Origin of the sequence: Streptomyces afghaniensis, assembly GCF_044327915.1 — a bacterium.
In the GTDB taxonomy this organism is placed as follows: Bacteria; Actinomycetota; Actinomycetes; order Streptomycetales; family Streptomycetaceae; genus Streptomyces; species Streptomyces afghaniensis.
This window is the reverse complement of sequence record NZ_JBIRGJ010000005.1, coordinates 80,163-102,121: the sequence shown is the minus strand read 5'-3', so window position 1 is coordinate 102,121 and position 21,959 is coordinate 80,163. Positions and strand designations below refer to the sequence as shown.

Genomic DNA, 21,959 nt, shown 5'->3' with positions numbered 1-21,959 from the left:
CAAGACCAATGGCCGGGAACGTTCACGGGACGTTCGTACGAGGCCGCGGCGGGCTGCCGCGGCGCCGTCTAGAGAGCGGCCAGCGAGCGCAGCTTGTCGGGGTTGCGGACGATGTAGACCGCTTGGACGCGGCCGTCGGCGACGTCGAGCTGGAAGACGGAGTCCGGCTTGCCGCCGGACAGGACCAGCACGGCCGGGCCGCCGTTGACTTCCAGGAAGCGCAGGGAGAAGTCGGGAACGCCCTTCTGCGCGGCGCCGACGAGGAAGCGGCCCACCTTGTCCGCCGTCCGGAGGACCCGCAGCGGCGCCCGCGACTTGCCGCCGCTGTCGCCGACGAGCCGGACGTCCGGGGCGAGCAGCTCCATCAGCCCTTCGAGGTCGCCGTTCGCGGCGGCTGCGAGGAACCGTTCGGTGAGGTCGCGCCGCTGGACGGGGTCGACCTCGTAGCGCGGCCGCCGCTCCTCGACGTGCTTGCGCGCCCGCCCGGCCAGCTGGCGCACGGCCGGTTCGCCGCGGTCGAGCATGGCGGCGATGTCGGCGTACGGGAAGGCGAAGGCCTCGCGCAGCACGAACACCGCCCGCTCCAGCGGCGACAACGACTCCAGCACGACGAGGACGGCGAGGGAGACGGAGTCCGCGAGCACGGCCCGCTCGGCGGTGTCCGGCACGGTGTCGCCGAAGTCGGTGACATACGGCTCGGGCAGCCAGGGACCGACGTAGGTCTCACCGCGGGCCTTGATCTGGCGCAGCCGGTCGATGGCGAGACGGGTGGTGATCCGTACGAGGTAGCCGCGCGGCTCCCGCACGTCGCCGCGGTCGCTGCCCGACCAGCGCAGCCAGGCCTCCTGGACCACGTCCTCCGCGTCGGCGACGCGGCCCAGCATGCGGTAGGCGACGCCCAGCAGGACGGGGCGGTGCGCTTCGAAGACGTCGGTCGCGGTCTCGGTGGTCACGGGCTCCATCCCAACCCACCGGTGCGGCCCTGTCCAGGCGGAATCGCCCCTCCCGGACAGCCGCGGCCGTGAAGGCGGCGACAGCTTGGGGCTACCCGCCGGTAGCAATTGCTGACAAGCTGTCTACGGCGTCCGTCAGCGAGTACAGCCGAGGAGCACCCCATGTCCGCCACCGTCTCCTTCAAAGTCGCCTCCGCACACGGCGAGCAGAACGTGACCCTGTCCTACACGCGTCAGGGCAGCGGCGAACCGTTGCTCCTGCTGCACGGCATCGGCCACCACCGGCAGGTGTGGGACCCGGTGATACCCGCGCTGGCGGCCGAGCGGGACGTGATCGCCGTGGACCTCCCCGGATGCGGCGCCTCACCGGCGCTCCCGGACGGCATGGCGCACGACCTGCCGACCATGAACACCGTCCTGGCCGCGCTCTGCGAGGCCCTGGACATCGAGCGGCCGCACGTGGCGGGCAACTCGCTGGGCGGCCTGCTGGCCCTGGACCTGGCCCGGGCGCAGCTCGTCCGCTCGGTCACCGCGCTGTCCCCCGCGGGGTTCTGGAACGAGGCCGAGCGCCGCTACGCCTTCACGGTGCTGATGACGATGCGGCAGATAGCCCAGCGGATGCCGCAGTCGGTCGTCGAACGGCTGGCCCGGCCGGCTATCGGCCGCACCCTCCTGACGAGCACCATCTACGCCCGCCCGGGCCGTCGTTCGCCCGAGGCCGTGGTCGCCGAGACGCTCGCGCTGGCCCGGGCGCAGGGGTTCTCCGAGACCCTCCGCTCCGGCAGGACCGTGCAGTTCACCGACGACATCGTGGGCACGCCGGTCACCGTGGCGTGGGGAAACCGGGACCGGCTGCTGATCCCCCGCCAGGGCGTGCGCGCCAAGAGCGTCATCCCCCGCGCCCGGCTGGTACGGCTGCCCGGCTGCGGTCATGTCCCGATGAACGACGACCCGGCACTGGTCGCCCGGGTCGTCCTCGACGGCAGCCGCTGACCGGCGGGGCGGCACCCGGCTCGGCAGAAAGCCCGGCCGTGGATCCGGCAGACTGACCGCATGGACCGCATGGACGACCGCAACGAGCCCGTGTCGCCCGCCTGGGAGCTGCTGCTCCCGGCCGCTTCCGCGCCGGCACGCACGCGTGGCCGTTCCCTGCAGGCGGCGCTGCGCGAGGCGGTCCGCTCGGGCCGGCTCGCGCCGGGCACCCGGCTGCCGTCGAGCCGGGATCTCGCGGCCGACCTGGGGGTGTCGCGCGGGCTGATCACGGAGGCGTACGAGCAGTTGACGGCGGAGGGCTATCTGCGCAGCGGCCGGGGCGCCGGCACCTGGGTGGGCTCGGCCGTACGGGCCGCCCGGGCGCGGGCGCACGACCTCGCTCCGCGCTCCGCCGGTGACCGGGCGGACTTCGTGCCCGGGACTCCGGACCTGTCACTGTTCCCGCGCTCGGCGTGGGCCGCCGCGCAGCGCGCCGTGCTGGCGGAACTGCCGCACCAGGAGCTGGGGTATCCCGATCCGCGCGGGCTGCCCCGGCTGCGTACCGCGCTGGCCGGACTGCTCGCCCGGCGGCGGGGTGCGGTGGCCGACCCGGAGCGGATCGTGGTGGTCTCCGGGGTGGCCCAGGCGACGACGCTGCTGGGTTTCGCGCTGCACGCGCGCGGGGTGCGCACGGTGGGTGTGGAGGACCCGGGCAGTCCCCAGCACGACGCGCTGTACGCCTCGGCCGGGGTCACCACCGTGCCGCTGCCCGTGGACGGGGAGGGAATCGCCCTGGAGCCGCTGCGGGCGTCGGGCGTACGGGCCGTGGTGACGACGCCGGCCCACCAGTTCCCCACCGGCATCGCCTACTCGGCCCGCCGTCGCGCCGAACTGCTGGACTGGGCGCGGTCCGTGGACGGCATCGTCCTGGAGGACGACTACGACGGCGACTTCCGCTACGACCGCGCTCCCGTCGGCGCGCTCCAGGGCCTCGACCCGGACCGCGTCGCCTACACGGGCTCGGTCAGCAAGTCCCTGGCGCCGGGGCTGCGGCTGGGCTGGCTGCTGGTGCCCGAGTCCTGGGCGGAGGAGATCGTCGAACGCAAGCGCACCATGGACCTCGGACACCCGGCCCTGGACCAGGCGCTCTTCGCCCGGTTCCTGGAACGCGGCGACTACGACCGCCAGTTGCGCCGCTGCCAGCGCGCCTACCGCGAGCGCCGTGACGCGCTGGTCGCCGCCCTCGACGAACACTTCCCCGGCTCCGGGGTCTCGGGCATCGCCGCCGGCCTGCACGTGATCGCCACACTGCCGGAGCGTTACGGCCCCGAGGACCGTTTCCTCGCCCGCGTGACGGCGGCCGGGGTGGCGGTACGCCCCCTGTCGGCCTACGCACACCCGAGTCCGGCGCGGGAGGAGACCGACGGGCCGAAGCGGATACGGCTGGTGCTGGGCTACGCGCACGTCCCGCCCGCCCGGATCCACGAGGGCGTACGCCTGATGGCGGAGGCGGCCACGGAGTGACTCCCCCGGCGGAGCTCACGGATTCCCGCCGGTTCCCCTCCCGCCGCGGTCAGTTGTTCACTTGGGGTTCGTGTGTGCGCCGCGGCGTGCCAGTAGGTGTGGCTGTGCACACTGGCCGGATCCCGTCCCTGGAGGCGCATCCATGTCACACCGTCCGCTCCCCGCACGCCGTAGCGTCCTGCGGGGCTCCCTCGCCGCGTCGGCGGCCCTCACCCTGCCCACCGCTCTCGGCGCGGCGCCCGCCTTCGCACGGTCGGGGCGTCCCGAGGCGGGGTGGGGTGTGCAGGCGGGAGACGTGACCCGCGACTCCGGGCTGGTGTGGGTCCGGTCGGACCGGCCCGCCCGGATGATCGTCGAGACGTCGGCGACCGAGTCGTTCCGCAACCCGCGCAGATGGCACGGCCCGCTGCTGGGCCCGGGCACCGACTTCACCGGCACGACCCGGCTGCACGGCCTGCCGTCCGGCGAGCAGATCCACTACCGGGTGCTCCTCGCCGACCCGGACGACCCGCGCCGCACCGGCGAGCCGGTCACCGGCACCTTCCGCACGGCGTCCGACAAGCGCCGTGACGGCGTACGGTTCGTCTGGTCCGGCGACCTGGCCGGTCAGGGCTGGGGCATCAACCCGGAGCTCGGCGGCTACCGGATCTACGAGGCGATGGCCGCCCTGGACCCGGACTTCTTCATCTGCAGCGGCGACAACATCTACGCCGACGGCCCCCTCACCGAGACCGTGGCCCTGCCCGACGGGCGCACCTGGCGGAACATCACCACCGAGGAGAAGGCGAAGGTCGCCGAGACCCTGGCCGAGTTCCGCGGCAACTTCCGGTACAACCTGCTGGACGAGAACCTGCGCGCCTTCAACGCCCAGGTCCCGTCCATCATCCAGTGGGACGACCACGAGGTCACCAACAACTGGTACCCGGGCGAGATCCTCGGCGACACCCGGTACACCGAGAAGAACGTCGACGTGCTCGCCGCCCGTGCCCGCCGCGCCTTCTCGGAGTACTTCCCGATCTCCACGCTGCGCCGCCCCGACGGCCGCGTCTACCGCGTGCAGCACCACGGCCCGCTGCTGGACGTCTTCGTGCTGGACATGCGCACCTACCGCAACGCCAACTCCCCGGACGACCAGCCCACCGACCCGCAGGGCATCCTCGGCCGCGAGCAACTGGAGTGGCTCAAGCGTGAGCTGTCCCGCTCCCGCGCGGTGTGGAAGGTGATCGCCTCCGACATGCCGATCGGCCTGGTCGTCCCGGACACCGGCGACGGCAAGCCGAACATCGAGGCCGTCGCCCAGGGCGACCCCGGGGCCCCGCTGGGCCGTGAGCTCCAGATCGCCGAGCTGCTGCGCTTCATCAAGCACCGCCGGATCACCGGCACGGTGTGGCTCACGGCCGACGTCCACTACACCTCGGCGCAGCACTACCAGCCGTCGCGGGCCGCGTTCACCGACTTCGAGCCGTTCTGGGAGTTCGTGTCGGGCCCTCTCAACGCCGGCGCCTTCCCCGCGAACACGCTCGACGGCACTTTCGGTCCGGACCGTGTGTTCCTGAAGGCGCCGACGACCGCCAACGTCTCCCCCGCCGGCGGCTACCAGTTCTTCGGCGAGGTCGACATCGACGGCGGCAGCGGTGAGCTGACGGTACGTCTGCGCGAGCAGGACGGAACCGTGCTGTTCACGAAGGAGCTTCAGCCGGGTCTGGTCGGCCAGTAAGTTTGAAGGGTTGATAAAGCGGGCAAGCCAGCCCTTTTACCCGCCAGTCACAATACGTTCGTGATCACGCAACACCGTTCGGTCACAGTGGGTGCATGACGCGAAAAGTGACTGAAGTGACCGAACTGAAGAACGACTGCCGCCCCGCCAACCCGTGGCAGCGGGTCACGGCGGCGCTGCACACCTGGCGAACACGACGCCACGAACACGCGCCGCCGGCGGACGATACCGGGTCCCCGGCACCGGAGCCGGTGCCGGGGGCGAACACGCTGTGGCGGATGCGGACCACGGTGAAGGACGAACCGGGATCACTGGCGGCCCTGTGCACGGCCCTGGCCGAGCACAGGGTCGACATCCTCAGCCTCCAGACACATCCGCTGGCCGAGGGCACGGTTGACGAGTTCCTGCTGCGTGCCCCGGGCGAGCTGCCGGCCTCCGGGATCACCACGGCGGTGCGGACGGCCGGCGGCACCGACACCTGGATCGAGCGGGCCGACGCCCACGACCTGGTGGACGCGCCGACCCGGATCCTCGGACTCGCCGCCCGCACCGCCTTGGACGCCGCGGAACTTCCCCTGGCACTGCGCCAGTTGCTGGGAAGGTGCACGATCCGTTCCCAGCCCGCACGAGCCGGCAGCGGCCGGGCGTCGGAGGGTGTCCCGGTGGAGGGGGCCCTCGACGACACGGTGATGCGCCTGCGCGCCCCGGAGGGCGGCGTGATCACCGTGGAGCGGCCGTACCTGCCCTTCACACCAACCGAGTTCGCCCGGGCCAGGGCCCTGGTGGAACTGGACGCCCGGCTCGGACCGCGCGTCCCGCACGGCCGGGACGTGCTCACTCTGGCCGAGGGCAGTGACATCACCGTACGCCGGGCCGACACCCGTGATCTGGAGGCGGCCAGGGCCATGCACGAGCGGTGCTCGGACCGCACGCTCCGGTTGCGCTACCACGGGCCGGTCGGTGACGCCGACCGCTATCTCAACCACCTGCTCAGTCCGCGCTTCGGCCGGACCCTCGCCGTGCAGACGGCCTCCGGGCGGCTCGTCGGGCTCGGGCATCTGCTGTGGGACGGGGACGAGACGGAGGTCGCGTTGATCGTCGAGGATGCGTGGCAGCGGCGCGGTGTCGGCGGGGAGTTGCTGGCGCGGCTCGTCGCGATGGCCGCGGAGGGGGGCTGCAGGAGTGTGTATGCCGTGACGCAGGCGTCCAACACGGGGATGGTCGCGGCGATGCGGGGGCTGGGCCTCCCCCTCGACTATCAGGTCGAGGAGGGGACCCTGGTGATCACTGCCCGGCTGGGTGAGACCGTTTCGACGAGTGCGGGTGAGGTGGGGAGCACCTCAGCGCCGTAGGGGTCGTGATCAGACGGCGGGTGCGGGTTCGTTGTGGCTTGTCGCGCCCACGCGGCGGAGCCGCATATCAGTACAGCCCCGCGCCCCTGTCGGGACGCTTCAGCGCCCGGTCGAGATCCGACCAGAGGTCGTCCACGTCCTCCAAGCCCACCGACATGCGCAGCAGACGGTCGCTCACCCCGGCTCCTCGGCGGTCGTCCGCGTCCACGATGCGGTGGCTGATGGAGGCCGGGTGCTGGATGAGGGTGTCCACGCTGCCGAGGCTCACGGCCGGGGTGATGAGGCGGACGGCGGCGATCACCTCGTGGGGGTCGCCGTGTATCTCGAAGGAGATCATCGCGCCGCCGATGCGCGGGTAGTGCACGCGGGCCACGCGCGGGTCGGCGGCGAGGCGGTGGGCGAGTTCGGCGGCGTTGGCGGAGGCGGCTCGTACCCGGACGGGGAGGGTGGACAGGCCGCGCAGCAGCAGATAGCCGGCCAGGGGGTGCAGGACGCCGCCCGTGGCGAAGCGGACCTGCCGCAGCCGTCCCGCGAACTCCTCGTCGCAGGCGACCACGCCCGCCAGCACGTCCCCGTGGCCGCCGAGGTACTTGGTGGCGCTGTGCAGCACCAGCCGTGCGCCCTGTTCGGCGGGGCGCTGCAGCACCGGCGTGGCGAACGTGTTGTCCACGAGCAGGGGCACCGAGCCGCAGGCGTGTGCGACGGCCCGGAGGTCGACCTCGGCGAGCGTGGGGTTGGCCGGGGACTCCACGATCACCAGGCCGGTGTCCGGGCGCACTGCCTCCGCGATTCCGGCCGGGTCGGTCCAGGTCACCTCCGAGCCCAGCAGCCCGGCGGTCAGCAGATGGTCGCTGCACCCGTAGAGGGGACGTACGGCCACCACGTGCCGCAGCCCCATGGAGGCGCGGACGAGCAGGACGGCGCTCAGGGCCGCCATGCCGCTGGCGAACGCAACCGCCGCCTCGGTGCCCTCCAGGCGGGCCAGCGCGGTCTCGAAACGGGCGACGGTCGGGTTGCCCAGCCGCCCGTAGACGGGCGGGCCGTCCGGGTCCGCGCCGGTGGCGGCGAACGTGTCGATCCGGGCCGCCTCGCCCCGGCTGTCGTACGACGGGTAGGTGGTGGACAGGTCGATCGGCGGGGCGTGCAGACCCTGCCGGGCGAGGTCGTCCCGCCCGGCGTGGACGGCCTCGGTGGCGAGTGCTCTCGGTGCGGTGCGTACGGCGTCGTGGGCGCCCATGCTCGCTGTGTCCATGGCGAAAGGGTGAACAGCGACCGGGCTCATGGGCGGGAACCCCGTGTTACGTTCGGCCAATGGCCGAATCTGTCGTACTGGACCCGGTGGATCTCCACCTGCTGCGCCTGTTGCAGAACGACGCCCGGACGACGTACCGGGATCTCGCCGCTCAGGTCGGGGTGGCGCCATCGACCTGTCTGGACCGGGTGACCCGGCTGCGCCGCTCGGGCGTGATCCTCGGGCACCGGCTGGAGCTTGATCCGGCCAAGCTGGGGCGGGGGCTGGAGGCCTTGCTGTCGGTGCAGGTCAGGCCGCACCGGCGGGAGCTGGTGGGGCCGTTCGTGGAGCGGATCCGCGCCCTGCCGGAGTCGCGGACGGTCTTCCATCTGACCGGGCCGGACGACTACCTCGTCCATGTGGCGGTCGCCGACATGTCGGACCTTCAGCGGCTCGTGCTGGACGAGTTCACCTCACGGCGTGAGGTGGCGCGCGTGGAGACCCGGTTGATCTTCCAGCAGTGGGAGTGCGGGCCGCTGTTGCCGCCTTCGCCCTCGGCTCAATCCGCGTGACGTGCGCCGCACGCCGTACCAGGATGGACCGCATGTCTGAGATCAAGAGCCCGCTGCCCCGTGAGGTCGCCGACGCCTACGTCGACGAGCTCGTCGCCCTCGACCCGATCACCGGCACGTTCCTCGGCGTCAAGGAGTGCTCGAGCAGGCTGCCCGACACCTCGCCCGCGGGTCAGGAGGCGTTCGCGGAGCTGGCGCGCCGGACGCTGGCCCGGCTGGACGAGGCGGAGCGGCAGCCCGGCGCGGACAGTGACATCGAGCGCCGCTGCGGGCGACTGCTGCGCGAGCGGCTCATCGCGGACCTCGCCGTGCACGAGGCCGAGGAGAGCCTGCGCTCCGTCAGCAATCTGAGCTCCCTCCCGCATGCGGTGCGGCAGGTCTTCACCGTGACGCCGGCGCAGTCGGAGGAGGACTGGGCGGCGATCGCCGAGCGGCTGCGCGCGGTCCCGGCCGCGCTGGAGGGGTACCGGGAGTCCCTGGCGCTCGGCCTGGAGCGGAAGCTGTACGGCGGGCCGCGTGCCACGGCCACCTTCGTGGAGCAGCTCGGCGAGTGGGCGGACGCCGACGGCGAGGGCCGTGGCTGGTTCGAGACCTTCGCGGCCGCCGGCCCCGAGGCGCTGCGGCCCGAGCTGGACACGGCGGCCCGCTCCGCCACCGAGGCGGTCCTGCGGCTGCGCGACTGGATGCGGGACGAGTACGCGCCGGCGATCGAGGGCGCGCCGGACGTGGTCGGCCGGCAGCGGTACGCGCGCTGGGTGCGCTACTACAACGGCACGGACCTCGACCTGGACGAGGCGTACGCGTACGGCTGGTCCGAGTACCACCGCCTCCTCGGCGAGATGAAAGCGGAGGCCGAGAAGATCCTGCCGGGTGCCGCCACACCGTGGGTGGCGCTGGCGCACCTGGACGAGCACGGCACTCACATCGAGGGCGTCGACGAGGTCCGCGACTGGTTGCAGTCCCTGATGGACGAGGCGATCGACGCGCTCGACGGCACCCACTTCGACCTGGCCGAGCGGGTGCGCCGGGTGGAGTCGCGCATCGCCCCTCCGGGCAGTGCCGCGGCCCCGTACTACACGCCGCCCTCGGACGACTTCACGCGCCCGGGCTGCACCTGGCTGCCGACCATGGGCGAGACGAGGTTCCCCGTCTACGACCTGGTGTCGACCTGGTACCACGAGGGCGTCCCCGGGCACCACCTCCAGCTCGCCCAGTGGAAGCACGTCGCGGAGAACCTCTCCCGCTACCAGGCGAGTGTCGGCATGGTGAGCGCCAACGCCGAGGGCTGGGCCCTGTACGCCGAGCGCCTGATGGACGAACTGGGCTTCCTGACGGACCCGGAGCGCCGACTCGGGTACCTGGACGCGCAGATGATGCGTGCCGTGCGCGTCATCATCGACATCGGCATGCACCTGGAGCTGACGATCCCGGACGACTCCCCCTTCCACCCGGGCGAGCGCTGGACGCCCGAGCTGGCGCAGGAGTTCTTCGGCTCGCACAGCAGCCGGCCCGCGGACTTCGTGGAAAGCGAGCTGACCCGCTATCTGTCCATGCCGGGCCAGGCCATCGGCTACAAGCTCGGCGAGAGGGCCTGGCTGCTGGGCCGCGAGAAGGCCCGCGCCCGGCGCGGTGAGGCCTTCGACCCGAAGGCCTGGCACATGGCGGCCCTCTCGCAGGGCTCCCTGGGCCTGGACGACCTGGTCGACGAACTGTCCCGGCTGTAGCTCCGGCTCCAGGGGGTTTCAGCGGCGGAAGCCGCCCTCGGAGTCGATGACCTGCCCGGTGACCCACTCCGCCTCGTCCGTGGCGAGCCACGCGAGGAGGCGGGCCGGGTCGTCGGGCATGCCCCACCGCCCGGCGGGGAAGCGCTCCGCGACGGCCTCGTAGTCCTCGCCGGTCATGTAGTCCGTGTCGACGGGCCCCGGATTGACGGTGTTGACGGTGACCGCGTGGTCGGCGAGCGCCGTCGCAAGGGAGCGGGTGACGGAGGCCAGGGCACCCTTCTGCAGGGCGTAGGCGAGCTCCCCGGGCATGCCGCCCGCGATGTCCTGGCCGGAGGTCATCATCATCACGCGTCCGCCCGGGCTGCGCGGCGGCAGTGCGGACCGCAGCCGTGCATAGGCCTGGATCAGCAGGATGACGGAGCGGGTGTCGACCGCCCAGTGCCGGTCGAGCATCGACGTGTCGATCTCGTCCAGGGAGCCGTCGAACCCGCTCTGCGCGTGGTTGGCGACGAGGATGTCCAGCCGGCCGCCGAGCGCCTCGGCGGCCCTGCCGACAAGTTCACCGGCCACGGCGGGATCGCCCAGATCCCCGGGCCCGGCGACGACCCGGGCTTCGGGGTCCCCGAGCGCCTCCCGCACGGAGGCGACAACGTCCTCGGGACGATCGGCGCCCCAGGACTGGCCGACATCGTGCGGCACATGGTGGTGCAGGTAGACACTGGCCCCATAGGCGGCAAGCCGCCGGGCCACGGCGTGCCCAATACCACCACGCCGGCTGGCCCCGGTCACCAGGGCGGTACGCCCCCGCAAGGGCAGGGGCTCACGGCGCAGTTCTTCGGGACTGGGCTGAGGAAGTCGAGGCATACGATCATCGTGGCCGGGCCTCCTGACCGCCGCACGCGAATATCGCCCCGCCAAGGGGCGCGGGGAACTGCGCGACCAGCCACAATCAACCCGCACACGCCGAACAGCCGACACCCTCACGGTCACCTAGGCGCAAGCAACCGCAACTGAACCAACCCCAGCCACGTTTCAGCCCCCGGCTGCACCCGAGCCGCCCGAACCGCGTAGCGCCCCGGCTCCAGACCCACCCGAACCCGCTCGCTCCCCGAAGACCCTGGCCACGCCGCATCAAAGAGCAGCACAGCGCCTGGCACCTCCCAGTGCACCTCCGGCTCCCACTCCGCCGCATCGACAGCCGCCGGCACACTCGCCAGCAACTCGTCCTCGGAATTCCCCGCGCACCACCGGACGAACATCCCCTGGTCGGGCAGATACGCCGTCGAGGCGGGCTCGTCACCCAGAACCAGCGCCGTACAGTCGCCGACCGGCAGCAACCCGACGTGCCCGTCCACCTCACAGGCCCGGTCGTAGTCCGACGCCGTCTCCTCGCCGTCGGCACCCGCCCAGAACGGCAGAACCGTCTCCGGCACCGCTATCAGCGGCCCGCCGCCCGACTCCACCCATTCCACGACGCCCGGCTCCGCGTATCGCACCATGGCGCAAGAACCTACAGGGTCAACTCCGGCCAAAATCCCGGGGGTCGGCGGGCCCGGCCTCAGCCCACGCCGCGCTGTCGCAGCACCGACCCCGACCTGCCCTTGACGACCTCCAGTTGGGCGTGGATGCGCCGCCGCAGGTCGGGCACGTGGCTGACGATGCCGACGCTGCGGTCGCGTTCGCGCAGGGAGTCGAGGACATCGAGGACCTCGTCGAGGGTCTGGTCGTCGAGGCTGCCGAAGCCCTCGTCGATGAAGAGGGTGTCCAGCCGCACCCCGCCCGCCTCGTCCGTGACGACGTCCGCGAGGCCGAGGGCGAGGGCGAGCGAGGCGAAGAAGGTCTCGCCGCCCGACAGCGTCGCCGTGTCCCGCTCGCGGCCGGTCCAGGCATCGACGACGTGCAGTCCGAGTCCGCTGCGGCCGCGTCCGGTGCGGTCGTCGGAGTGGACGAGGGTGTAGCGGCCGGACGACATGCGCCGCAGCCGTACGGTCGCGGCGGCGGCGACCTGTTCGAGGCGGGCCGCGAGCACGTACGACTCCAGGCGCATCCGGCGTTCGTTGTCCGCAGAGGTGCCGGCGGTGAGACCGGCCATGCGGGCGACCCGGTCGTACTCCTCGCGCAGCGGCGCCAGCCGGCGGACGGAGGCGGTCGCCCGGGCGGAGAGCCGGTCGAGTTCGGCGCAGCGCCGGACGGCGGCGTCGTGCGCCGAGGCGGCCTCGCGCAGCCGGCGGGCCGCGACGTCGGCGGCGAGCTGCGCCGACGCGAGGTCGGCGGGCTGCTGCCGGGCGGCGGCCGCGGTGTCGGCCTCGGCGAGGACAGCCCGTACGGCGGCCTCCTCGTGCTGCCAGGCGTCCAGGCGGCGTTGCAGTTGGCGGTGGGCGTCGTCGTCGAGGAGGGCGGCGGCCGCGTCCCGTGGGGTGTCGAAGCCGGCGCGGAAGGCGGCGTCGGCGAGGCGGGCGTCGGCGTCCTTGAGCCGCTGGGCGGTGTCCTCGGCGGCGCGGGCGGCGTCGGCGGCGTCCGTGAGCAGCGCGGTCCGGCGCTCCAGTTGCGCGGCCCGGGCGGCGACGCTGTCCAGGGCGCCCCTCGCCCGGTCCAGCTCCTCTTCCAGGGCGGCGCGTTCGCTCTCCAGCCGCTCCCGGTGGCCGACCCGGGCGGCGCTGCGCACGGCGGCCTCCTGCCGGGCGGCGACGCGCCGCTCGTGCTCGTGCCCGGCCTGCCGCAGCCGCTCCCGGGCGGCGTGCAGCTCGGCGGCGCCCCGGCGGGCCTGCTCGTACTGCTCCTCCAACTCCTCTGCTTCGAGGGCGAGTTGCTCGGTGGGTGAGTCACCGGCCTCGGCGGTGGCGGCGGCCAGCGCCTCTCGCACGATCCCGAGGTTCCGCTCGTGCTCGGCGCGCTGTTCGTCGGCGCGCCGGTAGGCGGCCAGGGCCTGTTCCTCGGCCTCGCGGTCGACGTGCCCGGCGACCTTGCGGGCGGGGGCGGGGTGTTCGGTGGCGCCGCAGACGGCGCAGGGTTCGCCGTCGGTGAGGTGCGCGGCCAGTTCGGCGGCGATGCCGGTCAGACGCTGTTCCTTGAGGTCGAGCCAGTGCTGCTGGGCGCGCAGCGCCTCCTCCTGCGCGGTGCGGGCCCGCTCGACGGCCCGGTCGGTGTCCTCGGCGAGCTGGTCGCGCAGCCGGGCGGCCTTCAGCCGCTGCCGCGCGGGCTCACGCCGTACGGCGAGCTGTTCGGCGAGGGCGGCGGCCTGCTGCGCGGAGTCGACGCGGGCCTGGAGGTCGGTGCGCGTCTCCTCCCAGCCGTCGAGCCAGGCCTCCGCCTCCTGGAGGACGTCGGCGTCGGCGCGTTCCTGGCGGTCCAGGCCGGCGCGTTCGTCGAGGAGTTCGGCCAGCCGCCGTTCGGCGCGGCGGGCCGAGTCCAGTCCGCCCAGTTCCTCGGCGGCCCGGCGGGCGGCGGCGGCGAGTCCGGCCGCGCCCGCGTCGGCGAAGGTCTCGGGCAGCAGGGCACGCGCGCGTGCCTCGGCGGCGGCCGCCCGCCGGTGCTCGGCGTCGGCGGACTCCCGCAGGTCCAGGGCGGGCGCGACCGCCTCGGCCTTGCGGGACCGCTCCATGAGCGCCTGCGCCTCCCGGTAGGCCCCGGCTCCCTCCTCCAGGCGCGCCGCCCGTTCCCGCGCCTGAGTGAACCGCTGCTGGAGCCGGGCGAGTTCGCGTACGTCGTCGAGGGCGCGGCCGGCGGCGGCCTGCGCGGACTCGGCGGCGGCGAGCGTGCACTCGGCGACGGTGAGCTGTTCGCGGGCGGTGCTGCGGGCGACGGCGGCGGCGCCCAGCACGGCCTCGGCGAGTCCCGGTTCGCCGGGGGCCAGTTCCGGCAGCCGCATGGCGTCGCCCGCGGCCTGCTGCATGCGGTGGGCGTCGGCCAGCAGCGCGGCGTCCCCGTCCCGGACCTGGGCCTCGGTGGCGCGGCGGCGCTCGGCGAGGCGCTTCTCGACGTCGGCGAAGCGGCGGGTGTCGAACAGGCGGCCCAGCAGCTTGCCGCGGGCCTCCGCGTCGGCGCGCAGGAACCGTGCGAAGTCGCCCTGCGGCAACAGCACGACCTGGCAGAACTGCTCCCGGCTCATACCGAGCAGCTGGGTGATCTCCTCGCCGACCTCCTGGTGGGAGCGGCTGAGGTCCTTCCAGGCCGCGGCCGTGGCGTCGTACTCGCGGAGCCAGGTCTGGGCCTTGTCCAGGGTCGTGCCGGTGCCGCGTTTCTTGGGGCGTTCCCAGGGCGGCTGCCGGGTGACCTCCAGGCGGCGTCCGCCCACGGTGAGTTCGAGGGTGACCTCCGTGCGGGTCGCCGGCGCCGCGTGGTCGCTGCGCAGGGCCGTGCCCTGTCCGCCGCCCTGCCGGGCGCCCGGCACCGAGCCGTACAGGGCGTAGCACACGGCGTCGAGGACGGAGGTCTTGCCCGCGCCGGTGGGTCCGTGCAGCAGGAACAGCCCGGCCGCGGACAGCTCGTCGAAGTCGACGGTCTGGGTGCCGCCGAAGGGTCCGAAGGCGGTGACCGTCAGCCGGTGGAGCCTCACCGGGCCACCTCCCGTACGGTCTCGTCGGCCCGCACCGCGTCGAACGCCTCCCGCAGGACGCCCTGTTCCTGCGCGTCGGGCCCCGCGCCGCGCACGTGGGCGACGAAGTCCTCCGCGATCTGCTGGTCGCTGCGGCCGGCGAGGCGCCGGGCGTACGACACCTCGGGGTCGTCCTCGGCCCGCTCGGGGTCGAAGACGAGGCTCAGGGTGTGCGGGAAGCGCTCGGCGAGCCGGGCCATCGGGTCGGCCGGGCGGACCGGGTCGGTGAGCGTCGCCTCGACCCACGCCTCCTCGTGCCGCGCCAGCTCCGGGTCGGCGAGCAGGTCCTCCAGGGTGCCCCGGATCCGGGCCAGGGCGCGCGGCACGGGGCAGTCGAGCCGCTCGGCGTCGACGGTGCCGTCGGCGGCCAGGTCGACGAGCCACATGCTCTTGCGGTGGGCGGCCTCCGAGAAGGAGTAGGGCAGCGGGGAGCCGGAGTAGCGGACGCGGTCGGTGAGGGTCTGGCAGCCGTGCAGGTGCCCGAGCGCCACGTAGTCGACGCCGTCGAAGACGCCGGCGGGCACCGCGGCGACGCCGCCGACGGTGATGTCCCGTTCGCTGTCGCTGGGTTCGCCGCCGGTGACGAAGGCGTGCGCGAGGACCACGGAGCGGGTGCCGGGCGCCCGCGTGGCGAGGTCGGCGCGGACCCGGTCCATGGCGGCGGCGAGCACGGCCTCGTGCCCGGCCTTCTCCACGCCGAACTCGTCCTTCACCAGGGCCGGTTCCAAGTAGGGAAGTCCGTAGAAGGCGACGTCCCCGTGGGCGTCGGCCAGCACCACGGGGGTGCCGGCCGCCGACGGCTCGGTCCGCAGGTGGATGCCGGCCCGCCCGATGAGGCCCGCACCGACGCCCAGCCGGCGGGCCGAGTCGTGGTTCCCGGAGATCATCACCGTCGGCACGCCGAGATCGGCGAGGCGGTGCAGGGCGTCGTCGAACAGCTCGACCGCGGCGAGCGGCGGCACGGCCCGGTCGTACACGTCCCCCGACACGACCACCGCGTCCACGTCCCGCTCGCGCGCTGTCGTGACGAGGTGGCCGATAAACTCGGCCTGGGCGGCGAGCATGTTCACGCGGTGGAACGACCGGCCGAGGTGCCAGTCGGACGTGTGCAGCAGTCTCACGACGCCGCTCCGACCTGCATGACTCCCCCTGCTACCGCTCCACGACCCGCACGAGCCGGTACGGCTCGCTGTCAGCACCCACCACGCTAACCCGTGCGGGCACCTGGTCCACCACGAACCCCGGGATGCCCCACCCATCGGGCGTCAATTCAGCGGAAATGTGCACACCGGGCCGGCTCCCGGGCGCCGGGCGAGAGACCGATCGCGCGTCAGACGTCGCCGTACGCCTCCCCGCCCGGTTCGAAGCCGGCGGTTCCGGCGGTCGCGTCGGCGAGCCAGGCCCGGAACGTCTCCACGTCGGCGTCCGGGAGGGCGATCTCGATCGTGACCGCCTCCCCGTAGCGGACGTCCCGCACCTCGCGCCCGGTGGTCCGCAGGTCGTTCTCCAGCTTGCCGGCCCGCTGGTGGTCGACGGTGACCGTGGCCAGCCGGAACCGGCGGCGGGTGCGGGTGCCGAGGGTGTCCAGGGCCTCGCCGACCGCTCCGCCGTACGCCCGGATGAGCCCGCCCGCACCGAGCTTGACCCCGCCGAAGTAGCGCGTGACGACGGCGACGACGTACCGCATGTCGCGGCGCAGCAGCATCTGGAGCATGGGGACGCCGGCGGTGCCGCCGGGTTCGCCGTCGTCGCTCGCCTTCTGGACGGAGGCGTCGGCGCCGATGACGTAGGCCCAGCAGTTGTGGGAGGCGTCGGCGTGCTCCTTGCGGACCGCGGCGATGAAGTCCTGCGCCTCCTGTTCGGTGGCCGCCGGGGCGAGGGCGCACAGGAAGCGGGATCGGTTGACCTCGGTCTCGTGCACGCCGGCGCGGGCGACCGTGCGGTATTCGTCCTGCATCCGGCCACCCTATGCGGGGGCCCGGGCCGGACCGGGCCGGCCGGGGCTACTTCTTCGCGCCCCGGGGCACGGTCATGGAGGTGAGCAGCGCCGCGCCGGGGGTGAGGGCCCGCCAGGTCGTGCCGTGCCAGGACAGTACGGCGACGGCCGAGGTCGGGAACTTGGTGCGGACCCGCTCCAGCGTGTCGTCGAGGCCGTCACCGGCGAGCGCCAGGACGAGTTCTTCCAAGCCCGGGTTGTGCCCGATCAGCAGGAGTGTCTCCACTTCGGGGGACACCTCGTGCACGACGGCCAGCAGACCGGCGGGGCTCGCGGCGTACAGGCGCCGGTCGAACCGGACCGGCGGGGGCGTGCCCCACTCAGCGGCGGCCAGTTCCCAGGTCCGGCGGGCGCGTACGGCGGTGGAGCACAGCGCGAGGTCGGGCAGGCAGTCGGCCTCGGCCAGGGCCTGCCCGGCCGCGGGGGCGTCGCGCCGGCCACGCGGGGCCAGCGGGCGCTCGTGGTCGGCGACGTCCAGGGGCCAGGCGGACTTGGCGTGCCGCAGCACGACCAGGCGGCGCAGCGGGCCCGCTCCGGCGCGCTCCATCATGACGGTGCTCCCAGATCGCGGGTGAGTTCGAGGCCGAGGAGCCGGTCGGCGTAGGCGTACGTCTCGAAACGGGCGCCGTCCGGCAGGTCCGGCTCGTTCTCCACGCCCCGCAGCACGTCGAGCACCCCGGGCACGTCCAGGTCGTCGTCCCAGGCGTCGCGCAACCGCCCGCGCACGTCGTCGGGCACGGGCCGAGAGGGCCGCCGGGCCCAACGCGCAACGGCACCGCGCCACCGGACGAGGGTGGCCTGGGCCTCGCCGAGGACACCCGCCTCCAGCCGGACGGGGGCGCTGTGGTGCCGAGCGAGCAGGGCGAGGCGCAGGACGGCGGGGTCGACGCCGCCCAGGGGACCGGATCCCACCGACTGGCCGCCCGGCGGGTTCGACGCTGCCGAGTCACCGGCCGGCAAGCCTGGCCCACCCGACCGGCCACCCGACAGATTCGACGCTGCCGACTCACGAGCCTGCGGGCCCCACTCCGCCGGGCGGCCACCCGGCGGACCGGACTTCGCCGCTTCACCGACCGACAGGCCCGGCCCCGCCGGCTCGCCGGCCGACGTGGCCGGTCCCGGCGTCTCCACGGGCGCGACGGCGATCCGCACCCCGTCAGGCGCTGTCCCGCCCTCGACGGTGACATGGACGACCTGGGCCTCGCCCAGCCCGGCGCTGACGTCGGGGCTGTCCTCGAAGGGGCGGATGCCGAGGGCCGTGGCGTCCGCGCGCAGCTCGGCCTGGCGGTGCCCGCCGGTCAGCAGGGCCCACACGGGTGTGCCGCCGAGCTCCAGCGCCCGCACGAGCAGGTCCGCCACGAGCAGCACCCGCAGGTTCGTCAGGTCGGAGCCGGTCGCGTGAACTTCGACACGGGTCAGGCCCCGGCGGGCCGGAGCGGCGTCGACCGGCTCGCCGGTCCGGGCGTCGATGATGCGCAGCACGAGGCGAGCGTAGGCCGGGCGGGCGGGCGCACGCAGGCATGTGCGGCTTTTTCCGGCCACCGTGGCGGGAACACCCCACCAATGGCGCGGCGGATGGACCAGGTCGCCACCCGCCGCTCAGCCCAGCGTCCCCAGGAACCGCACATGCGGCCGCTGCTCGGGGCCCTCACGGCTGACGGCGGCCCGCACCCCGTACACCTCGGCGATGAGTTCCTCCGTCAGGACGTCGCCCGGAGCTCCACCCGCCACGACCCGCCCCTCGCTCAGGACGACGACCTCGTCGCAGTACATCGCCGCGAGGTTGAGGTCGTGCAGGGCGACGACGGTGGTGACCGGCAGGCCGGTGACCAGGGCGAGCAGGTCGAGCTGGTGGTGGATGTCGAGATGGTTGGTGGGCTCGTCCAGGAGGAGTTCCCGGGGCTCCTGGGCGAGCGCGCGGGCGATCTGCACCCGCTGGCGTTCGCCGCCCGAGAGAGTGTGCCAGGGCTGGTCGGCCCGGTCGGCGAGGCCGGTGCGCTCCAGAGCCTCGCGCACGGCCCGTTCGTCGTCCGCCGAGCCGGGCGTCCAGGCCCGGCGGTGCGGCACCCGGCCCAGCCGAACGACGTCCCCGACCGTCAACTCGACCTGCGTGTCGGCCTGCTGCTCGACCACGGCGAGCCGGCGGGCGACGGTACGGCGGGGCAGGTCGCCCAGCGGCGTGCCGTCGAGGGTGACGACTCCGGCGGTCGGCGTGAGCAGCCCGGCCAGCAGCCGCAGCAGCGTGGACTTGCCGGAGCCGTTGGGACCGAGGAGGCCGACCGTGGAGCCGGTCTCCGGCGCGAGGACGACACCGTCGAGGATGAGGCGCCCGTCGGCACGGCGAGCGACCCGGTCGGCCCGCAGCCCGGCGCCGGACACCGCTGCTTCCGCTGCCCCGCTCACCGCACCCTCCGTGTCCGGTACAGCACCACCACGAACGCCGGCACCCCGATCAGCGACGTCACGACTCCCACCGGCACCTCCTGGGGATCCAGCACCGTACGGGCGAGGGTGTCCACCCACACCAGGAACACCGCTCCGGCGAGGGCGGTGACCGGCAGCAGCCGGGCGTGCCCGGGACCGGTCAGTGCCCGCGCGGCGTGCGGCAGGACCAGCCCGACGAAGCCGATCGCCCCCGCCGAGCTGACCAGCGCGGCCGTGAGCAGGGCCGTGACACACAGCAGCACCAGACGGGTGCGGGCCACGGACACCCCGAGCGCGGCCGCCGCGTCCTGCCCGAAGGCGAAGGCGTCGAGGGTGCGGGCGTACGACAGGCACACCACCAGCGTCACGGCCAGGACGGCCAGGCACAGCCACACGTCGGTCCAGCCCGCGCCGCCGAGCGAGCCGAGGAGCCAGAACAGCACGCCCCGGGTCGTCTCGGCGTCGGCGGCGGTCATCACGACGAAGGAGGTGAGCGCGGAGAAGAGCTGCATGGCGGCGACGCCCGCGAGGACGACCCGGTCGGTGGTGCCGCCGAGGGTGTGGCTGAGCAGCAGCACCAGCGCGAAGGACACCAGGGCGCCGAGGAACGCGCCCGCGGACACCGAGACGGCACCGCCGCCCACGCCCAGGACGACGACCACGACCGCGCCGGTGGAGGCGCCGGAGGACACCCCGAGTACGAACGGGTCGGCGAGCGGGTTGCGCAGCAACGACTGCATAACCGCCCCGCACACGGCGAGTCCGGCCCCGCACACGGCCGCGAGCAGGGTGCGCGGCAGCCGCAGCTGCCAGACGATCCCGTCGCGGATCGGCGTCAGGTCCGAGCTGCCGAGCCCGAGGTGGGCCGCGACGACCGACCAGACGTCCGCGACCCGGATGTCGGCCGGGCCGACGGTGATCGCCAGGGCCAGGGAGACGGCCAGCAGGAGGGCCCCTCCGGCACCGAGCGCGAGCCCGCGGACGGTCACTTCTTCACGAGCCCGAACTCGCGCAGCTTGGCGGCGACCTGTTCCACGCCCTCGACCGTGCGGATGGTCGGGTTCATGGCCTGCCCGCTGAGCAGCACGTACCGCTTGTGCCGGACCGCGTCCATATTCCTGGTGACCGGGTCGGACTCCAGGAAGGCGATCTTCTTCGCGGCCGACTCGGCGGTCTGCGACTTGCGGGTGAGGTCGCCTATGACGAGGACGTCGGGGTCGCGTTCGGCGACCGTCTCCCAGTTGATCTGCGGCCACTCCTCGTGCGTGTCGTCGAAGACGTTCTTCGCGCCGAGGGCCCGGGTGATGATGCCGGGCGCCCCGCAGCATCCCGCCATGTAGGGCGACTCGGAGTTGGCGAACCAGTACAGGAGAGTGACGTCGGAGGCGTGGATGCCCCGCGTGGCCTTCGCCATGCGCCGCTGGAGGGAGGCCACGAGCCTGTCTCCCCGTTCCTGCACCCCGAACACGGTGGACAGGTCGCGTACTTCGCCGTAGATGGTGTCGATGCCGAGCGCCTTGTCGCGCGCGCCGTCGCCGTCGCCGGAGTTGTCCTTGCCGGAGCAGTCGGACGGGGAGACGTATGTGGGGACGCCGAGCTTCTCGAACTGCTCCCGGGTGGCGACGCCGCCCTTGCCGAGGGTGGAGACGAAGGACGCCGCGACGAAGTCGGGGCCGGCGTCCAGGACCCGTTCGAAGGACGGGTTGTTGTCGGCGATGCGCGGCACGTTGGCGTTGGCCTTCGCCAGCCCCTTCATCACGGGGTCGGTCCAGGTGGCGGTGCCCGCGAGACGGTCGGCGAGGCCGAGGGAGAGCAGGATCTCGGTGGTGCCCTGGTTGAGGGAGACGGCGTGCTTCGGCGGGGCCTCGACGCTTACCTGGCGGCCACAGTTGTCGAGGGTGACGGCGGCCTTGGCGGTGGTGGCCTTGGAGTCGCCGCAGCCGGTCAGGAGCAGGGAGCCGGCCGCGAGCAGGGCGGCGGCACGGGCGGGTCGAGCGAGGGGCACGGAAACAGTCCTCAGTCGTCGAGGGCTCGATCGCGGAGCCCGGTCGTACGGTGCTCCCCCGCCGCGAACGGCCGCGGGGGCCGCCAGCAGGTCTTCGGACTCGGGTTCGTCCGGTGCGGAGCGCCTTCCCGGACGTCATACGTGCCGTCCAGTGGCCGAGGCCCCGCCCGTCCCCCTCACCGCTGCGCGTCAGTTCCGGATTCGCACCGGATTCCCTGACCCACGTACATGGGTTCGACTGGCCTCGGCAAGCTATCACGCCGGGCGCGGGGGAATCACCGCCCGCCTTGCGCCGTTGGACCAGGGGAAGTCCCCAGCAGTTCTTCCGCGACGTACGAGGAGGCCGCCGGTGTACGGCGACGAGGCAACGGTCCGCAGGATCCTCACCGAGCTCGGCGACACCTGGGCCGTGGTGGGCCTGTCGTCGAACCGGCAGCGCGCGGCGTACGGCGTCGCCGCCGTGCTCCAGCGCTTCGGCAAGCGTGTCGTGCCCGTGCATCCGAAGGCGGAGACGGTGCACGGCGAGCAGGGGTACGCCAGTCTGGCGGACGTCCCCTTCGACGTGGACGTCGTGGACGTGTTCGTGAACAGCGATCTCGCCGGCGCGGTCGCGGACGAGGCGGTCGCGAAGGGCGCGCAGGCCGTGTGGTTCCAGCTCGGCGTCATCGACGAAGCGGCGTACGACCGGACCCGCGCCGCGGGCCTGGAGATGGTGATGGACCGCTGCCCGGCGATCGAGATCCCACGACTTCCTCATCACCGCGTACAGAATTCCTGAAGCGCTTTCCAGGAAATACCCGTGCCGGGTCAAGGGTGCGCAACTCGTCTTCTACCGCTGGATAATCGATTCCTAATCTGAGGCCTCTTGCTCGCAGAACTCACCGAGTTCTTTTAT

At 73.4% G+C, this 21,959-nt stretch carries 19 protein-coding genes and 1 riboswitch; of the genes, 7 read left to right on the top strand and 12 right to left on the bottom strand.

Annotation, left to right across the window (positions count from 1 at the left end):
• Positions 1-68: 68 nt before the first annotated feature.
• Positions 69-953 (bottom strand): RNA polymerase sigma-70 factor, encoded by an 885-nt coding sequence (locus ACH4G3_RS19185; RefSeq protein WP_397625605.1) that lies wholly within the window; start codon positions 951-953, stop codon positions 69-71.
• Between the two features lie 162 nt (positions 954-1,115).
• Here ACH4G3_RS19185 and ACH4G3_RS19180 point away from each other — a divergent pair, with 162 nt between their 5' ends.
• The 4 genes from ACH4G3_RS19180 (at position 1,116) to ACH4G3_RS19165 (ending at position 6,518) form a co-directional block, all read left to right on the top strand.
• On the top strand, positions 1,116-1,946 hold the full coding sequence (locus tag ACH4G3_RS19180; RefSeq protein WP_397625604.1) for an alpha/beta fold hydrolase: 831 nt from the start codon (positions 1,116-1,118) through the stop codon (positions 1,944-1,946).
• A gap of 60 nt (positions 1,947-2,006) precedes the next feature.
• Complete coding sequence (gene pdxR, locus ACH4G3_RS19175; protein WP_397625603.1) at positions 2,007-3,449, top strand: MocR-like pyridoxine biosynthesis transcription factor PdxR; 1,443 nt, start codon at positions 2,007-2,009, stop codon at positions 3,447-3,449.
• 142 nt (positions 3,450-3,591) lie between these two features.
• Positions 3,592-5,166, top strand: coding sequence for an alkaline phosphatase D family protein (locus ACH4G3_RS19170; RefSeq protein WP_397625602.1), 1,575 nt, complete (start codon positions 3,592-3,594; stop codon positions 5,164-5,166).
• 95 nt (positions 5,167-5,261) lie between these two features.
• The gene (locus ACH4G3_RS19165) at positions 5,262-6,518 is read left to right on the top strand and encodes a GNAT family N-acetyltransferase (protein WP_397625601.1); all 1,257 of its coding nucleotides are present in this window, start codon (positions 5,262-5,264) and stop codon (positions 6,516-6,518) included.
• Positions 6,519-6,585: 67 nt separating this feature from the next.
• Here ACH4G3_RS19165 and ACH4G3_RS19160 read toward each other — a convergent pair whose 3' ends face one another.
• Positions 6,586-7,770, bottom strand: a complete 1,185-nt coding sequence (locus ACH4G3_RS19160) for a trans-sulfuration enzyme family protein (RefSeq protein ID WP_397625600.1) — start codon at positions 7,768-7,770, stop codon at positions 6,586-6,588.
• A 59-nt stretch (positions 7,771-7,829) separates the two neighbouring features.
• Here ACH4G3_RS19160 and ACH4G3_RS19155 point away from each other — a divergent pair, with 59 nt between their 5' ends.
• Together ACH4G3_RS19155 and ACH4G3_RS19150 are read left to right on the top strand one after the other, a co-directional pair.
• Positions 7,830-8,321, top strand: a complete 492-nt coding sequence (locus tag ACH4G3_RS19155; protein ID WP_243381446.1) for an Lrp/AsnC family transcriptional regulator — start codon at positions 7,830-7,832, stop codon at positions 8,319-8,321.
• A 32-nt stretch (positions 8,322-8,353) separates the two neighbouring features.
• On the top strand, positions 8,354-10,045 hold the full coding sequence (locus ACH4G3_RS19150) for a DUF885 domain-containing protein (RefSeq protein ID WP_397625599.1): 1,692 nt from the start codon (positions 8,354-8,356) through the stop codon (positions 10,043-10,045).
• Positions 10,046-10,063: 18 nt separating this feature from the next.
• Here the strand turns inward: ACH4G3_RS19150 and ACH4G3_RS19145 are convergent, their stop codons facing one another.
• The 10 genes from ACH4G3_RS19145 to ACH4G3_RS19100 form a co-directional block, all read right to left on the bottom strand.
• Complete coding sequence (locus ACH4G3_RS19145) at positions 10,064-10,909, bottom strand: SDR family oxidoreductase (protein ID WP_397625598.1); 846 nt, start codon at positions 10,907-10,909, stop codon at positions 10,064-10,066.
• Between the two features lie 122 nt (positions 10,910-11,031).
• Entirely contained in the window at positions 11,032-11,544 is a 513-nt protein-coding gene (locus tag ACH4G3_RS19140) for an immunity 21 family protein (RefSeq protein ID WP_397625597.1), read from the bottom strand.
• Positions 11,545-11,603: 59 nt separating this feature from the next.
• Positions 11,604-14,600, bottom strand: a complete 2,997-nt coding sequence (locus ACH4G3_RS19135; protein WP_397625596.1) for an AAA family ATPase — start codon at positions 14,598-14,600, stop codon at positions 11,604-11,606.
• Entirely contained in the window at positions 14,597-15,760 is a 1,164-nt protein-coding gene (locus ACH4G3_RS19130) for an exonuclease SbcCD subunit D (protein WP_397625595.1), read from the bottom strand. Before ACH4G3_RS19130 ends, ACH4G3_RS19135 begins: the two co-directional genes overlap by 4 nt.
• A gap of 209 nt (positions 15,761-15,969) precedes the next feature.
• Positions 15,970-16,596 carry a YigZ family protein gene (locus ACH4G3_RS19125; protein WP_397625594.1) on the bottom strand — a complete coding sequence of 209 codons (627 nt, stop codon included), beginning with the start codon at positions 16,594-16,596 and terminating at the stop codon, positions 15,970-15,972.
• A gap of 46 nt (positions 16,597-16,642) precedes the next feature.
• Positions 16,643-17,185 (bottom strand): SixA phosphatase family protein, encoded by a 543-nt coding sequence (locus tag ACH4G3_RS19120; RefSeq protein WP_397625593.1) that lies wholly within the window; start codon positions 17,183-17,185, stop codon positions 16,643-16,645.
• A complete protein-coding gene (locus ACH4G3_RS19115) occupies positions 17,182-18,117 on the bottom strand; it encodes a hypothetical protein (RefSeq protein WP_397625592.1) in 936 nt (311 codons plus the stop codon). Before ACH4G3_RS19115 ends, ACH4G3_RS19120 begins: the two co-directional genes overlap by 4 nt.
• Positions 18,118-18,234: 117 nt before the next feature.
• The gene (locus ACH4G3_RS19110; protein WP_397626162.1) at positions 18,235-19,014 is read right to left on the bottom strand and encodes an ABC transporter ATP-binding protein; all 780 of its coding nucleotides are present in this window, start codon (positions 19,012-19,014) and stop codon (positions 18,235-18,237) included.
• 20 nt (positions 19,015-19,034) lie between these two features.
• On the bottom strand, positions 19,035-20,048 hold the full coding sequence (locus ACH4G3_RS19105) for a FecCD family ABC transporter permease (protein WP_397625591.1): 1,014 nt from the start codon (positions 20,046-20,048) through the stop codon (positions 19,035-19,037).
• The gene (locus ACH4G3_RS19100) at positions 20,045-21,064 is read right to left on the bottom strand and encodes an ABC transporter substrate-binding protein (RefSeq protein WP_397625590.1); all 1,020 of its coding nucleotides are present in this window, start codon (positions 21,062-21,064) and stop codon (positions 20,045-20,047) included. The genes ACH4G3_RS19105 and ACH4G3_RS19100 overlap by 4 nt, the downstream gene beginning before the upstream one ends.
• A gap of 68 nt (positions 21,065-21,132) precedes the next feature.
• Positions 21,133-21,322, bottom strand: a riboswitch (cobalamin riboswitch).
• A gap of 91 nt (positions 21,323-21,413) precedes the next feature.
• On the opposite strand from ACH4G3_RS19100, the gene ACH4G3_RS19095 reads away from it, so the two are divergent.
• Complete coding sequence (locus ACH4G3_RS19095; protein ID WP_397625589.1) at positions 21,414-21,842, top strand: CoA-binding protein; 429 nt, start codon at positions 21,414-21,416, stop codon at positions 21,840-21,842.
• Positions 21,843-21,959 lie beyond the last annotated feature (117 nt).